This is a genomic window from Streptomyces sp. 7-21, from assembly GCF_016741785.1.
Lineage (GTDB): Bacteria > Actinomycetota > Actinomycetes > Streptomycetales > Streptomycetaceae > Streptomyces.
In genome coordinates this window covers 53,600-68,570 of the sequence record NZ_JAERRL010000016.1, presented here as the reverse complement: position 1 = coordinate 68,570, position 14,971 = coordinate 53,600, and the positions used below count along the sequence as shown (strand labels likewise).

The following is a 14,971-nucleotide window of genomic DNA, read 5'->3' as shown; positions in this document are numbered from 1 at the left end:
CGTAGAGAGACCCGACTGTAGCGCGCGCCGGCGCGCCGCGGCAGACCCCGCACCAGGCGGAATCCACCGCGGCGCGTGACAGCGTCAGCCGAGCCGGAGCAGCTTGTCCCCGATCCCCGGCTCGCTCATGTCCTCCCCGAGCGCCACGGGGACCGTGGTGCCGCCGGTGCCGCTGCCGGGCTCCCCGACGACGAGATGGCCGACGACCGTGCCCGCCTCGGCCGAGCCAGGCACGCCGTCCTCGGCCTCCGTCAGCTCCAGGCGCACCTGAAGGCTGCTCCAGCCGACGGCCGGCACGTCCTCGGTGACCACGACCGGCGTGCTGCCGCCGAGGCCGTTGTCCACCTCGCCGACGACGTCGCCCGCTTCGAAGATGTTCTCGGACAGCAGGGCGTCCTGGGCGAAGTCAATCAGCTGGTCACCCGCCGTCAGGGCGCCGGTGAGGATGGAGTTGTCGGACGGGTGCGGGGGCTGCGCCAGCACCGCGCCGACGATGAGCTGCGTCGTCCCGGCGACCTCCTGCTCGGCGGCGAACAGCAGGTTCCCGCCGGCCGCCGACGTGGTGCCGGGCTTGATGCCGATCACGCCGTCGACGGGCACCAGGTAGTTGTAGTTGGTGTGCACGGTGCCGTAGCTGTCGGTGTAGGACGAGACGCCGACCAGCTCCCGGAAGACCGGGATCTCCATCACGGCCCGGCCCAGGATCACCTGGTCGGCGGCGGTGGAGACGGTGGACTCCTCCAGACCGCTGGGGTCGGTGTACGTGGTGTTCTCCATGCCGAGTTCCTCGGCGGTCTGGTTCATCTTCTCGACGAACGCCTCCTCCGAGCCGGCGTCCCAGCGGGCCAGCAGGCGGGCCACGTTGTTGGCGGAGGCGATCATGATCGCCTGGAGCAGCTCACGCTGGCTCAGCTCGTCACCGGCGTGCACCTCGACGATGGACTGGCCGTCGTCGACCTGGCCCTCCTCCTCGGCCTGCTGGTCGATCGGGATCATCTCGCCCTCGGCGCCGGGCTCCATGGGGTGCTCGTTGAGGATGACGTAGGCCGTCATCACCTTCGCGACGGACGCGATCGGCACCGGCTCCATCTCGCCGGAGGAGCCGAACGTGCCCACGCCGTCGACGTCGAGCACGGCCTGGCCGGCGTCGGGCCACGGCACCTGGGGCGCCTCGCCCGCGAAGGTGTGCGTCTCCGCCGCGGTCAGCTCCAGCGACGGGTCCGGCAGCGGGCGGAACAGCTGGACGACCGCGAGCACCACCAGCAGCAGGACCACCAGCGGGGACCAGATCTTGATCCGGCGCACGGCGGTGCGCAGCGGCGTCTCCGGCGGCGCCGGCTTGTTGGTCAGCCGCGCCAGCAGCTGGAGCGGGTCGGCCTCCTCCTCGGGAGACGGGGGCGGCGGCACCGCCGGCTTGGGCGGCGTGCGCAGCATCGCCGTCGCGGAGTCGCCGGAGGGGCTGTCCGCCGGCGGTGAGGACGGGCGGGGCGGGGCCGGCGGGGCGCTGTCCTGGGCGGGGGCGCGCAGGGTGGTCGTCGCCTGGTCAACGGCGGCCCCGCTCAGGGCGCGGGTGGCCTCCGCCGGCCTGAGGTCCTTGGTGGGCTTGTCGCTCTTCGCCTCCGCCACGGCGCGGGACTTCTCGCCGGTCTTCTCGCCGGGCGCGCCGGGTCTGGGGTCCGTGGATCCGGCGCTCTTCCCGCCTGCCATGCCGCTGTCCTCGTCGCTCTTGGGGCTGCTGGTGTGAGAGCTGCTGCCGGGGCTGGTGCCAGGGCCGCCGGACGCGCCGGTCCTCCCGCGCTCCCCGCCGTCAGCGCCGGCGCCGCCGGAGGGGCGGTTTTCGGACACGTCCTCGCCGTCACTGCCGGAAGCAGAACCGTTCCTGTCCGTGCGGTCGCCCGCGCCGGGGGACGCGTCGCCGGAACCGCCTTCAGCAGCGCCGCCAGACCCGCCCGCGGCGGCGTCGCCGGCGGGCTCCGCCGGGGCCTTTCCGGTCTTCTGGGCCGGCACGGCGGCGGGCTTCCCGGACTCCCCGGCCCGCTCGCGCTCCTCGCGGTTCTCGCGGTTCTTGCTGCCCTCGCTGCCCTTGCTGTCCTCGCCCCGAGGGGCCGTCGCCGCCGGAGCGGGAGAGGTGTTCTCTTCGGGTGCTTCAGGCGCCTGCGAGGCCCCGGGATCCTCAGGGGCCTGACGCTGCTCTGGCTGGTCCGGCTGGTCCGGCAGCCGCAGCACCGCCGTCGCCTGGCCGATGCCGTCGCCGCCGTCGCCGGAATCCCCGGAAACACCGTCCTGCCGGGGAACCGTTCGCCCCCCCTCGGACGTCTTCCCGGACGACTGCCCCTCCGCCTCAGCGGCCGATGACGCCCGCTGCCGCACCCGTTCCCGTTCCGTCGTGTCCGGGGACTCGCCCGCCACCCGTACCTCCCTCACACCTCGGAAAATGACCCGCCAATGAGCTGGCCGGTCGCCATACCAGTCTGCCTGGCCCTGTGCACCTGGGTTTGCGGCACCCGCCCTGGCGGGATCCGCTCGCTCCCTCTGTGGGACGACAACGACATATCTACGGGTTCCCGCACAAAACAACCACGCACTCTCGACAGAACAATGTGAGAGGCGTCACCCTGTCTTTCATCCACGCGGGGAGGCATGGATGGGCAGGAGTCGTAGAACCATTCCGGAGGAGCTGTTGCTGCTCGCGCTGGACCCGGCCACGGGTACCACCGCGCAGCCGCAGTCGCTCGACCTTGGTCTCGCCGGGGCGCAGCTCGTGGAGCTGGCTCTCGCGGGACGCATAGCCCCAGACGGGGACCGAATAGCCGTGATACTGGCACGGCCGACCGGTGATCCCACGCTGGACACGGCGCTGGAGCTGCTGCGCAGGCGCGGCGCGCCCGTGCGCGCGGTCCACTGGATCGGCGGGCCCAGGCTCGGGCTCCGCCAGACCTACCTCACACACCTGGAGCGCTGCGGCATGGTCGCCGCGGTCGAGAACCAGATGTGCGGGGTGCTGCCGACGACGCGGTACCAGGCGACGGACACCGCCGTCAGCAGGCAGATCAAGGCCCGGCTCGACACCGCGATCCGCACCGGCACGCCGCCGGACGCGCGGACCGCGGCGCTCGCGGCGCTGGCCCACGCGGTCGGTCTCGGCAAGCACCTGTATCCCGGGAACGAGGGGCGGTCGTCCCGCTCCCGGCTCCGGGACCTGATCCGGCACGACCCCATGGGCGGCCTCGTGGCACACGCCGTGATGGACGTCCAGAACGGGGTGGCCGGGCAGGCCGCGGCGCGCCGCTCGCCGTCGGGCGGCCGCAAGACGGGACGGGCCAGGGCCTCAGCGCCAGCGGCGGCGATGGCTGCGGTCGGGCAGCCGTCGCGGGCGGTCTCCGAGCAAGCCAGGCGGAGAGGAGTGACCCGCGCCGCCGCGCGTCCCTCGCTGTCGCGCTAGGCAGCCGCACCTGAAGAAAAGGCTGACCACAACGGGAGCCGCAATGCGGCGGGTTGGGGCGGTGGCCGTCGAACGGCCGCCGCCCTGCCTGTCCTTACGGATTCCGCACGGACGGGGTGCCCCAGATGGCAGGCTGCTGGCAGCAGCGAGTTATCGCCAACTCGACGGAGGTGCACAGTTCGTGGCGGGAAACGTCAATCCCACTGTCCGGCGCCGCAGGCTGGGTCAGGAGCTGCGGCGCCTGAGAGAGGACCGCGGCATGACCGCGGAGGAGGTCGCCGACCGGCTGCTCGTCTCCCAGTCGAAGATCAGCAGGCTGGAGAACGGCCGCCGCAGCATCAGCCCGCGTGACGTGCGGGACCTGTGCGGCGTGTACGAGGTCCAGGACAAGAAGCTGGTCGAGTCGCTGATGCAGATGGCACGGGAGTCGCGCCAGCAGGGCTGGTGGCACGCGTTCGCCGAACTGTCGCCCTCCTACAGCGTCTACATAGGGCTGGAGACGGACGCCTCCTCGCTGCGGGTGTACGAGCCGCAGGTCGTGCCGGGGCTGCTCCAGACGCCGGAGTACGCGGCGGCCGTCATCTCCGGCGCCCTGCCTGAGGTCAGCGAGGAGGAGGTCAGCAGCCGGGTCCAGGTGCGGATGCGCCGCCAGCAGCGGATCCAGGACCCGGACAACCCGCTGCGGCTGTGGGCGGTCGTGGACGAGGCCGCGCTGCGGCGGCTCGTGGGCAGCCCCGAGATCATGGCCGAGCAGCTCGACCGGCTCGTCGCGGTCTCGCGCCTGCCGCACGTGACGCTCCAGGTGCTGCCGTTCTCCATCGGCGCTCACCCCGGCGTCAACGGGCAGTACACGATCATGGAGTTTCCCGAGGCGACCGACTCGACGGTCATCTATCTGGAGGGCGGCACGAGCGACCTGTACCTGGAAAAGCCGCACGACGTGCAGCACTACAGCGTCATGTACGAGCACCTGCGGGCGCAGGCGCTGAGTCCCGCGCAGACGCGGGACTTCATCGAGCAGATCGCCGTGGAGCACCGGGCCTAGCCGGCGCCGCACAAGGGCGGGGCAACATACACGTGATGGGCCGTCAGGCTGTCACATGCCCTGGAAATACATCCGGTTGAGTGAAAGCAGGGCATTGCCCGGCTGCCTGGACTAGTACGGTCGCGGGCGTATCAGCGTACCGACGGGACCTACCCCGTGATGTCACACTCCGGAGCAGCTATGGCAATTGTGCGAGGCGAAACGGCAGCCTGGGTCAAGTCGTCCTATTCTGCCGGTCAGGGTGCCTGCCTGGAGGTGAGGCCCCGGTCGCGCGATCTGCTGGCCGTCCGGGACTCCAAGTCGCCCGCCGGGCCGCGCCTGGGCTTCCCGTACGCGGCCTGGTCCGCCTTCATCGGCGCCGTGGACGGCGGCGCGCTGGCCCGGGCCGGGCACCGGCGCTGACGCGGCCGGTCCGGCCGCGCGGCCCCTCACGCCCAGCGGACCGGACCCGGCGCGCCCCGGGCCCGGTCCGCTGGCACGACGCCACCGCATCCGGCCTCCGGCGGCATCTGGCCGGGCCGCTCCGGCTCACGTGTCCGGAAGCGGCTGTTCGCACCAGATCGTCTTGCCCGTGGTGGTGTGGCGGGTGCCCCAGCCGCGCGTGAGCTGGGCGACGAGGAGCAGGCCGCGTCCGCTTTCGTCGAAGAGCCGGGCGCGGCGCAGGTGCGGGGCGGTGCTGCTGCCGTCGGAGACCTCGGTGATCAGGTTCCGGTCGCGGATGAGCCGCAGCCGCACCGGCGGCAGGCCGTGCCGCAGCGCGTTGGTCACCAGCTCACTGACGACCAGCTCGGTGACGAACGACGCCTCCGGCAGCCCCCACGCGGCGAGCTGCTCCTCGGCGAGCTGCCGGGCCCGCGTCACCTCCGCCGGATCGAAGGGGATGTCCCAGCTGGCGACGTGGTCCGGCCGCAGGGCGCGGGTGCGGGCCAGCAGCAGGGCGGCATCGTCGGCGCCATGGTCCGGCCGCAGCGCGTCGAAGACGGCGTCGCAGGCGTCCTGGAGCGAGCCGCCCCGCGGGCGGCCGGAGAGCACGCGCCGCAGCTCGTCAAGCCCGTCGCCCGACGCGCGCTCACGCGCCCGGGTCAGGCCGTCGGTGTAGAGCGCGAGCAGGCTGTCCTCGGCCACGTCGAACTCGGAGACCTCAAACGGCAGCCCGCCGATGCCCAGCGGCGGCCCGGGTGAGCCGGGCACCACGTCGGCGGGGCCGTCCGGCGGGATGATCAGCGGCAGCGGGTGCCCGGCGCTGGCGAGGGTGCAGCTGCGCGCCACCGGGTCGTACACGGCGTACAGACAGGTGGCGCCGGCCTCGGCGGGCTCGCCGGACAGGTCGTCGCTGAGGTGGAGGATCAGGTCGTCCAGGTGCGTCAGCAGCTCGTCCGGCGGCAGGTCGACGTCGGCCAGCGTCCGCACGGCCGTGCGCAGCCGCCCCATGCTGGCGGAGGCGTGCAGGCCGTGACCGACGACGTCCCCGACGACGAGCGCCACGCGGGTGCCCGAGAGCGGGATGACGTCGAACCAGTCGCCGCCGACCCCCACGCCGCCGCCCGCCGGCAGGTAGCGGGAGGCGACCTCGGCGGCGGCCTGCCCCGGCATCCGCTCCGGCAGCAGGCTGCGCTGGAGCGTGAGCGCGGTGGTGCGCTCGCGGGCGAAGCGCCGGGCGTTGTCCAGGGCGATGCCGGCCTTCGCGGACAGCTCCTCGGCGAGGGTCAGGTCGTCGGCGGTGAACGGCTCGGGCCGCTCGGTCCGCTCGAAGAGGGCCACGCCCAGGGTGGCGCCCCGTGCGCGCAGCGGCACGATGATGCGGCTGCGGACGCCTTCCTCGCGCAGTCCGTCGTCGGTCACGGGCTGGCCGGGCGGCCAGCGGGCGGGGTCGGAGGCGCTCGCCGGGCCGAAGCCGAACCGCGGCTCTGGAGTGGCGGTGGTGGTCAGGCGCACGGACGGCGTACCGCTGGCGAGGCAGCGGGCCACGGCGGTGCCGGCGTCGTAGGTGATCTCGCGGTCCGTCTCGCCGTCCCGCTCCGGCAGCGCGACGGTGCGGCTGAGGACCACGGTGCGGGACAGCCGCGGCGACGGCTCGTCGCCGCGGGTGATCCCGGGGACCAGGTTGACGGTCACCCGGTCCGCGAACCGCGGCACGGCCGCCTCCGCCAGCTCCCGGGCGGTGCGCCGCACGTCCAGCGTGCGCCCGATGGCGGCGCTGGTCTCGCTGAGCACGGCGAGCCGCTGCCGGGCCCAGTGCTCGGCGCTCATGTCGAACACCCAGTTGGCGACGGCCTCGACGCGGCCGTCCTCGTCCTTGAGCGGCCAGACGCTGATCGCCCAGGCGCGGTCGTAGGTCTCGGTCGGGGCGCGGCCGAAGGACAGGCGGTGGACGGGCTTCTTGGTCGTGATCGCCTCGTTGAGCGCGGCGAGGTAGTCGTCGTTCTCCTGCTCGGGGAAGAGCTCCTCGTAGCGGCGGCCCCGTACCGTGCCGAGGTCCAGCCCCGCGGCGGTCTCGGCCGCCTCGTTGCCCCACCAGCTGCGCAGCCGCGCGTCGTAGACGCCGAGCACCATCGGGGCCTTCCGCATCGCGCGTTCGACGATGGCGCGGTCGCGCTCGCGCAGCCGCAGCTCCTCGGAGGGGGCGGTGAGCAGGTAGCCGCGCGGGCTGCCGGAGGCGTCGAGCCAGGGATGCGCGGTCACCTCGGTCTCCAGCGCCGGACCCTCGCTGCGCCGGAGTACAACGGTGGCGCGCAGCTCCGTGCGCGCGCCGGGGTCCGGCAGTGCGGGCGGCGGGCCGCCGAGCAGCTCGGCCGCCGGGCGCCCCACGGCCTGGGCCGCCGTCCAGCCGAGCAGCCGCTCGGCGCCCTCGCTCCAGCCGGTCACCGTGCCGGTCATGTCAACGACGGCGGTCGCGGTGAACGCGGCGGCATTCGCCTCCGGTTGGGTCACGACAAACAGCGTAAATGCGATGGTCGGGTTTTTTGCTCTGATCCAGGTGCATAGAGGTGGTATCGGGGCATAGGCTGGCACGTGACGCACGGAGGTGTTACCTCATGCCCGAGACACCCGGCACGCCCGACAAGCACGAGCCGGCACCCGACGAGGCCGGCGAGAAGCGGCGCGGCGACACGTCGCGGCCCACCCCCGACCGGCTGCTCCATACCGGTGGCGAGCGGCCCATGGATCCCGAGGACCTGGTCCGGCTCAAGGGCCTGGAGCCGACCCCGGAACGCATCGCCGAGGCGCGCAGACTCCTCAAGGAGGAAGGACCGGCCGCGGCCGAGCGTTACCTGCCGTAGTCGCGTCGCAGGTACAGGGCGGTCAGGCGGGCCTGGAGCCAGTGCCCGGCGCGCTCGGCCTGCTCGCCCGCCTCCGCCCGTACCGCCACGAAGCCCGGGGCATGGGTGACCTCCGGACCGCCGACCGGAACGCACCGCCCGCCGGCCGCCCGCACCAGGGCGGCCCCGCCGGCCACGTCCCACGGTCTGATGGGAAGGTTGCACGCCAGGTCGGCGCGGCCCGCCGCGACCCAGGCCAGCGACAGCGCGGTGCAGTACAGCCGCCGCGGCTCGGCCCGGCTGACCAGATCGGCGAAGAACCGGGCCTCCGCCGGGCCGTCGCGGCCCGGCATCGGGACGTCGGTCAGCACCAGCGGCGCCTGCGCCGGGTCGGGCGGCGCGGCGCCGGCGACCGGGCCCGCGGCGCCCTCCACCCGCAGCGGCACGCCGTCGCCGCCGGTGAAGGACTCGTCCCGGAAGATGTCGTGCACGCACCCGCCGACCAGCCGGCCGTCGACGGCGACGCCGACCGACACGCAGGCGAACGGCAGCCCGCGCAGGAAGTTGTGGGTGCCGTCCAGCGGGTCCACGTACCAGGTCACCGCCGGGCCGGGGGCGCCAGGGCCCGCCTGCACCGGGTCCTCGGGCAGTTCCTCACCGACCACGCCCGAGCCCGGGACGGCCGCGCGCAGGGCGGTGCGCAGCAGCGCCTCCGCCTCCACGTCGGCGTCCGAGACCCGCTCGTAGTCGCTCTTGGCGCGCGCCCGCGTGCCCTCGGCCGCGCGGCGGCGCAGCAGGGCGGCGGCCTCACGGCAGGCGTCACGGGCCACCGCGATCAGGCGCTCGGTGCGCGGAACGGCGGACAGGTCGTTCAGGGCTGCACTCACCACGTTCAGCACGTTTAGCACGTCCCCCTCCTTCGTGGTTCTCGCTGGTCTCCCCGCACATCTCCCTGCGTAAGGAATGCCCCCGGCCGGGCGCTGGTTGCCCATTCTTGGGCCCGAACGTTTCAGGGAGGCGAGCAGCAGTGGCCAATAGCGTTGCGGAACGGCACAGCGGCGGGGGCGGCGAGGCTGATCCAGTGAGGGGGAAGCCGCAGGGGACCGCGCCGGCGGTGCTGTCCGTGCTGGACCTGGCGGTGGTCGGCAGCGGCCTGACGGCCACGGACGCGCTGCGCACCACCGCGCGGCTGGCCCGGACCGCCGAGCGGCGCGGCTACCACCGGATGTGGGTGGCCGAGCACCACTCGATGCCGGGGGTGGCCAGTTCCTCTCCCGCCGTGATCCTCTCCCACCTCGCCGCGCTCACCGAACGGATCCGGCTGGGCTCCGGCGGCGTGATGCTGCCCAACCACGCCCCGCTGGTGATCGCCGAGCAGTTCGGCACGCTCCAGGCGCTGGCGCCCGGCCGTATCGACCTGGGCCTGGGCCGCGCCCCCGGCACGGACCCCGCCACGGCGGCGGCGCTGCGGCGCGGGCGGGCCGACGGCGCCGATGAGTTCCCGCAGCAGCTCGCCGAGCTGGTGCGGTTCCTCGACGACGACTTCCCGGCCGATCACCCCTACTCCCGGATCCACGCCGTGCCGGGGCCGGTGCAGGGCACGGTGCCGGGCGGCACCCAGTCCCCGGCCAGGCCGCCGGTGTGGCTGCTGGGCTCCTCGGGGTTCAGCGCCGAGCTGGCGGGACGGCTCGGCCTGCCGTTCGCCTTCGCCCATCACTTCTCCGCCGAGAACACGCTGCCCGCCCTCGACCTGTACCGCAGGGTGTTCCGGCCGTCCGAGGTGCTGTCGGAGCCGTACGCGCTGATCGGCGTCTCGGCGCTGGCCGCCGAGGACGAGCGGCAGGCGCACCGGCAGGTGCTGACCGGGGCGCTGTCGATGGTGCGGCTGCGCACCGGCCGGCCGGGGCTGGTGCCGACGCCCGAGGAGGCCGAGACGCACCCCTACAGCCCCGTCGAGCGGCAGATCGTGGACGGCTGGCTCGCCAACGTCGTCTACGGCACCCCGGACGCGGTGCGGGAGGGCCTGAACGAGCTGGCCAAGCGGACCGGCGCCGACGAGCTGATGATCACGGCCAACGCGCACAGCCCCGAGGCACGCCTGCGCAGTTACGAGCTGATCGCCGACGCCTACGGGCTGCCCAACGCCGCGTAACCCGCTGCCGCGCGGGCGTCCGCGGCGCGCAGGACACCGTGCAGGGCCTCGCGCAGCGCGCCGGGGGCGCGGCACTGGCGCAGCCCGCGCCGGGCCACGTCCGCCAGCAGGCCGAGGGTCACCCGGGACGTCGTCTGGGCCACGGCGGGCGGCAGCGCCGCCGCCACCCGCTCCGCCTCGCGCCAGGACCGCACCTCGACGAGGGACGCCAGCAGCCGGACGGCCGCGACGCTGTGGTAGCCGACGCGCACGTCCGTGTCCGCCGTCGCCCGGCGGAGCACGGGGATAGCCTCGCGCCACTCGCCCGCCCGGTGCAGCACGCCGCCCTCCTGCCGGTCGATCTCCTCGGGGGTGATCCACCACGCCCAGCCGGGCGTGGACGCCGGCGCGCTCTCCTCCAGCAGCCCCCGGGCGCGGGCGAAGGAGCGGCGCGCCTCCCACGCCCGCCCGGTGCCCGCGAGGCCTTGGGCCTCGCGGGCGCGGAACAGCGCCTCGACGCGGGGCGGTAGCCGGCGGCCGTCGAGCACGGTCCGCGCCAGGGCCAGCTCCTCGCCGGACCGGCCGGTCCACCCGGCCAGCAGGCCCATGTTCTGGTAGACCAGCAGCTCGATGGGGCGGTCGCCGGCCAGCCGCGCCAGGCGCAGCGCCTCCCGGTTGGCCCGCCGCGCGGCGGCGAACCGTCCCGCGCTGAACAGCGCCCACCCGGCGATCTCCGCCAGCTCGGCGGCCGCCGCCAGGACGTCACGCGTCGCACGCGTCGCACCGCCCTGCCGCAGCACGCGGCGCACGTCCGCGAATGCCCGCACGGCCAGCGGGGCGACGGGCGGCGCGCCCGGCTCGTTGTCCAGCGCCACCAGCCGCCGCGAGACGGCGCGCACGCGTGCCGCGTACGCCGCGGCGCCCGCGGAGCTGCCGCCGCGCAGCGCCGCCAGGTCCGCTGGCGCGCCGGCCGTCAAGCCAGCCGTCAAACAGGCCGTCGTGTGGGCCGTGCCATAGGCCGTCATGGCGTCCGCTCCTCCCGTTCCCGGGCCGGGCGGGTGCGCGCGCACCCCAGGCGGGACCGGCCCGTGGCGGTCAGTGGTCGTAGACGACCGTCACCGGGGCGTGGTCGCTCCAGCGCTGGTCGTAGCTGGCGGCGCGCTCCACGTACCCCTTGACCGCGCGCCGCGCCAGGCCCGGGGTGGCGGCGTGGTAGTCGATGCGCCAGCCGGCGTCGGTGTCGAAGGCCCGGCCGCGGTAGGTCCACCAGGAGTAGGGGCCGTCCTGGCCGGGGTGCAGGGCGCGCATGACGTCGACGTAGCCGCCCTCGTCGCCGAAGACGCGCGAGAGCCAGGCGCGCTCCTCGGGCAGGAAGCCGGCGTTGCGCCGGTTGGTGCGCCAGTTTTTCAGGTCCGCCTCGGTGTGGGCGATGTTCCAGTCGCCGCACACCAGCACCTCGCGCCCGGCCGCCGCCGCGCGCTGCCGCAGCGCCGTGAGGTAGGGCAGGAACGCCGCCATGAAGCGTTCCTTCTCGTCCTGCCGGGGCGTGCCGGTCTCACCAGAGGGCAGGTACAGGCTGGCCACGGTCAGGCCCGGCAGGTCGGCCTCCAGGTAGCGCCCCGCGTCAGCGAACTCCGGCTCGCCGAACCCGACCCGCACCTCCTCCGGCTCCCGCCGCGTGAGCAGCGCCACCCCCGCGCGCCCGCGCGCGGTGCGGGAGGGGGCGTACACGGCGTGCCAGCCCTCGGGGGCGCGCACGGCCTCAGGCAGCTGGTCCTCCTCGGCCCGCACCTCCTGCAGGCAGACGATGTCCGCCGGGCCGGCGGCCAGCCACTCCGCGTAGCCCTTCTTCGCGGCGGCCCGCAGCCCGTTGACGTTGACGGTGGTGACGGTGATCACGGAGCCCTCCTGACGTGCTGACGCTCCGCGCGGAACCTACCTCACGCGCCGGGCGGCCCGGACGGCCGGGGGCTCCCGGCTCAGGCGGGCAGCGCGAAGTCGGCCACGCGCAGCGGAGAGGGCGTGGTGCCGGTGGAGCGCTCCTGGTACATCACGGACAGCACGCCCTCGGCGCGCACGCGCGGGGCGTCGACGACCACCTCGCCGAAGGCGTTCAGCTCGTCGGTGCCGTCGTATAGCAGGGTCCAGTCCGACCAGCCGCTGGCGGCGGAGGCGGCGGCGATCCGGCCGTAGGGGAGCACCGCGTAGGCGTTGTCGTGGGCGTCGAGCACGAGCTGGCCGCGCTGGCTGGAGCGCAGCGGCACCGGGATCTCGGTCTTGTGCCAGGCCCCGGCGGCGTCGCGGCGCAGGTGGAACGGGTAGCCGTGGGCGGTGCGGCCCGCGACGTAGTCGGTGACGCACTGCCCGAAGCGGCCGGGCACGTAGGAGATCAGGGCGTGCGGCAGGCCCTGGGAGTCGACGGCCTGGGACTCCTGGTTCATCAGGGCGTGGTCGGGGCCGAGCGGGTCGGCGACCAGGCCGGGGGAGCCGATGGCGACCAGGTCGGTGCCGGAGCCGGTCGTGGCGACGCGAGTGCCGTCGGCGTTGGTCCAGGTGCGGCCCTCGTCGGTGCTGCGGACGTAGACCGTGTCGTGGTTGGTCAGGTTGGCGCCGCAGGTCACGGCCTGGTTCTGCTCGCGCCAGGTGCCGAAGACGTGCAGGGTGCCGTCGGGACCGTAGGTGAGGCCGTGGAGGTAGAGGCTGCGGCGCGTGCTGGTGCCGTGGTCCGTGGGGTAGGTGCCGGTGGCGCTGGACCAGGCGCCCAGGGCGGTCCACCGGCCGTCCGCGTACTCGGCGAGCGCGGCCTGGCCGTCGCCGGAGACGCCGTCGCGGTAGCTCAGCTGGAGCGTGCCGGAGGGCGCGGTGAGGAACCGCGGGTAGGTGAACTGGCGGGTGAGCACCGCGCCGTCGAGGCTGTCGCGGGGCGCGCCGAACTTGTCGCGGGTCCAGGCGTGCGATCCGGGCGAGCTGAGCAGGCCCGCGACGGAGGAGAGGTAGGTGTAGCCGCTGCTGTGGGAGTCCATCACCAGGTGGAGGCGGCCGTCCTCGGGGGAGTGCCCGGCGCAGATGACGTTGTGCGAGTCGTCGGCGCTCAGGTAGTGGCCGAGCGGCACGGCGCTCCAGTCGCTTGAGCCGGTGGCGCGGCGGGCGACGGTGGCCTGCCGGTCGGCGGCGTACCAGACGGCGTACTGGTAGCCGCCCACGGTCAGCAGGCCGTGCTGCTGGAAGGCGTTGTTGTTGACCAGGCCGTCGTAGGAGACGAAGTACAGGGCGCGCGCGTCGAGCAGCGAGGTGCCCAGCGGCGTGACGGCGGGGGCGGCGGTGCCCCGGGCCTTCGCGGTGCCCGGGAGGAGGCTTCCGGCGGCGGTGGCGCCGGCGGCGCCCTTGACGACGGTCCTGCGGCTGGGCTCGTGGCGCATGGCGGCTCCTGCGGGAACCTGGGAGACGGGCGGGCGCGATGAATGGTTTCAACTCGTCCGGGGCGGGTCAATGCCGCAGACCGGGCACACGTCACGGAAAACGCAGCGCGGGAGCGGGCCCAGTCTTCGTACGATGCACGCCATGAACATTGTCGCGGTTCGCTTCGACCACCCCGACGCGCGCAAGCTCAATGACCTGGTGCAAGCGGAGTACCGCGAGCGCTACCGGGACCCCGACGGCGACGCCACCCCCCTCGACGCGACCATGTTCGACCCGCCGAACGGCCTGTACCTGCTGGCCTACGACCCGCAGGGCCGCCCCGTGGCCAGCGGCGGCTGGCGCCGGCAGGAAGCCAACGACGAGGGGTACCGGGACGGCGACGCCGAGATCAAGCGGATGTACGTGGTGCCCGAGGCGCGCGGGCAGGGCCTGGCGCGCCGGATCCTGGCCCTGCTGGAGGAGGACGCCCGCCGGGCGGGGCGGCGCCGGATGGTGCTGGAGACCGGTACCCGCCAGCCCGAGGCCGTGGCCCTGTACGAGAGCAGCGGGTACCGGCGCGTGCCGCGTGAGGAGATGTTCGGCATCTACCGCCACGACGATGTCAGCCTGGGCTACGTCAAGCCGCTCGCCGGCTGAGCCGCCGCGGCTCCGTCGCGCGGTGCGGTCCGGGCCGCCCGCCGCCGCGGCAGGCCGCGTCCGAGCCCGACCGCGGCCGTCCCCAGCGCGGCCCAGACCGCCAGCACGGCCACCGGGAACGCCGCCGCCGCGCCGTCGAAGAATGCGACCGAGCGGATCAGCGTCACCCCCGCGCCCAGCGGCAGGAACTGCCCCAGCGTGCCGACCGGGTCGGGCAGCATCTCCGGCGCGGACGTGGCGCCCGACCAGGGATTGCCCAGGAACATCAGCAGCGCCGCGCCCAGCCCGATCCCGGGCGGGCCGAGCAGCGTGGCCAGCCCCGCGACGGTGGCCGCGCCCGCCAGCGTGACGAGACCGAGCGCGGCCGCCACCAGCCACCAGTCGCCGCCCAGCGCGCCCAGCCAGCCGTGCGCTACCGCCGTGCCCGCCAGGCCGGCCGCGGCGGCGACGCCCAGCAGCGTGACGACGCCCCGGCCGCCCCGCAGTCCCAGGACGGTCAGCAGCGCGCCGGTGGCGATGCCGGCCATCGCCAGCGGCATCACGCTGGCGCCGAAGACGGCCCCGCGCGGGTCACCGTCCGGCGCGGGCACGACATCGGTGACGGTCACCTTGGCGTTCCCGCCCGCCAGCTGGCCCGCGGCCTGGGTGAGCGTCTGCGCCACGACAGGTCCGGCGGCGGACGCCGTCAGCAGTGCGGTACCGCCGGGGCCGGTGACGAAGGCGCCGTACACCTCGCGGTCCGCGATGGCGGCGCGCGCGCTCGCCTCGTCGTCGTAACGGTGGACGTCGAACGCCCCGCCGCGGCCGGCCAGCTGCTCGGCGAGAGGGCCGGCCGCGGCGGGCGGCCCGGCGACGCCGACCGGCAGGCCGTTGGGGCCGGTCCGCGCGGCGGGCCAGGCGAACGCCCACAGCGCAAGGGCGACGAGCGCGGATATCAGCAGGACCACGCCGATCGCGGCGCGGGGTCCCCGGGCGGGGCGGGCGGGCGGCTCGGTGCCGGACGGTCCGGAGGGTCCGGACGGTCCGGGCGTCGCGGG

13 protein-coding genes are annotated in these 14,971 nt (G+C 74.7%); 6 read left to right on the top strand and 7 right to left on the bottom strand.

Going from position 1 to position 14,971, the window contains the following annotated elements:
- Positions 1–84: 84 nt before the first annotated feature.
- Positions 85–2,409 carry a serine hydrolase gene (locus JK356_RS22435; RefSeq protein ID WP_307815731.1) on the bottom strand — a complete coding sequence of 775 codons (2,325 nt, stop codon included), beginning with the start codon at positions 2,407–2,409 and terminating at the stop codon, positions 85–87.
- Positions 2,410–2,644: 235 nt separating this feature from the next.
- On the opposite strand from JK356_RS22435, the gene JK356_RS18825 reads away from it, so the two are divergent.
- The 3 genes from JK356_RS18825 to JK356_RS18815 all read left to right on the top strand — a co-directional run bounded on the left by JK356_RS18825 (position 2,645) and on the right by JK356_RS18815 (position 4,889).
- Positions 2,645–3,442: a GPP34 family phosphoprotein gene (locus JK356_RS18825; protein ID WP_201869835.1), complete on the top strand. Its 798-nt coding sequence runs from the start codon at positions 2,645–2,647 to the stop codon at positions 3,440–3,442.
- A 181-nt stretch (positions 3,443–3,623) separates the two neighbouring features.
- Positions 3,624–4,487, top strand: a complete 864-nt coding sequence (locus JK356_RS18820) for a helix-turn-helix transcriptional regulator (protein WP_201869834.1) — start codon at positions 3,624–3,626, stop codon at positions 4,485–4,487.
- Positions 4,488–4,646: 159 nt separating this feature from the next.
- Entirely contained in the window at positions 4,647–4,889 is a 243-nt protein-coding gene (locus tag JK356_RS18815) for a DUF397 domain-containing protein (RefSeq protein ID WP_307815740.1), read from the top strand.
- 126 nt (positions 4,890–5,015) lie between these two features.
- Here the strand turns inward: JK356_RS18815 and JK356_RS18810 are convergent, their stop codons facing one another.
- On the bottom strand, positions 5,016–7,418 hold the full coding sequence (locus JK356_RS18810; protein ID WP_307815730.1) for a SpoIIE family protein phosphatase: 2,403 nt from the start codon (positions 7,416–7,418) through the stop codon (positions 5,016–5,018).
- Positions 7,419–7,522: 104 nt separating this feature from the next.
- Between JK356_RS18810 and JK356_RS18805 the strand changes: the two genes are divergently transcribed.
- Positions 7,523–7,768, top strand: coding sequence for a hypothetical protein (locus JK356_RS18805; RefSeq protein ID WP_201869875.1), 246 nt, complete (start codon positions 7,523–7,525; stop codon positions 7,766–7,768).
- On the opposite strand, the gene JK356_RS18800 is transcribed toward JK356_RS18805, so the two are convergent.
- A complete protein-coding gene (locus JK356_RS18800; protein WP_201869832.1) occupies positions 7,756–8,655 on the bottom strand; it encodes an inositol monophosphatase family protein in 900 nt (299 codons plus the stop codon). The two genes, JK356_RS18805 and JK356_RS18800, sit on opposite strands and share 13 nt — an antisense overlap.
- A gap of 119 nt (positions 8,656–8,774) precedes the next feature.
- On the opposite strand from JK356_RS18800, the gene JK356_RS18795 reads away from it, so the two are divergent.
- Entirely contained in the window at positions 8,775–9,899 is a 1,125-nt protein-coding gene (locus tag JK356_RS18795) for an LLM class flavin-dependent oxidoreductase (protein WP_201869831.1), read from the top strand.
- Here JK356_RS18795 and JK356_RS18790 read toward each other — a convergent pair.
- The 3 genes from JK356_RS18790 to JK356_RS18780 form a co-directional block, all read right to left on the bottom strand.
- Positions 9,875–10,903, bottom strand: coding sequence for a hypothetical protein (locus JK356_RS18790; protein WP_201869830.1), 1,029 nt, complete (start codon positions 10,901–10,903; stop codon positions 9,875–9,877). The two genes, JK356_RS18795 and JK356_RS18790, sit on opposite strands and share 25 nt — an antisense overlap.
- 70 nt (positions 10,904–10,973) lie before the next feature.
- Positions 10,974–11,777, bottom strand: a complete 804-nt coding sequence (locus JK356_RS18785) for an exodeoxyribonuclease III (protein WP_201869829.1) — start codon at positions 11,775–11,777, stop codon at positions 10,974–10,976.
- An 80-nt stretch (positions 11,778–11,857) separates the two neighbouring features.
- Positions 11,858–13,297 carry a BNR repeat-containing protein gene (locus JK356_RS18780; RefSeq protein ID WP_201869828.1) on the bottom strand — a complete coding sequence of 480 codons (1,440 nt, stop codon included), beginning with the start codon at positions 13,295–13,297 and terminating at the stop codon, positions 11,858–11,860.
- Positions 13,298–13,439: 142 nt separating this feature from the next.
- Here JK356_RS18780 and JK356_RS18775 point away from each other — a divergent pair, with 142 nt between their 5' ends.
- Entirely contained in the window at positions 13,440–13,934 is a 495-nt protein-coding gene (locus tag JK356_RS18775; RefSeq protein WP_201869827.1) for a GNAT family N-acetyltransferase, read from the top strand.
- Here JK356_RS18775 and JK356_RS18770 read toward each other — a convergent pair.
- On the bottom strand, positions 13,910–14,887 hold the full coding sequence (locus JK356_RS18770; protein WP_201869867.1) for an ABC transporter permease: 978 nt from the start codon (positions 14,885–14,887) through the stop codon (positions 13,910–13,912). The two genes, JK356_RS18775 and JK356_RS18770, sit on opposite strands and share 25 nt — an antisense overlap.
- Positions 14,888–14,971: the final 84 nt, after the last annotated feature.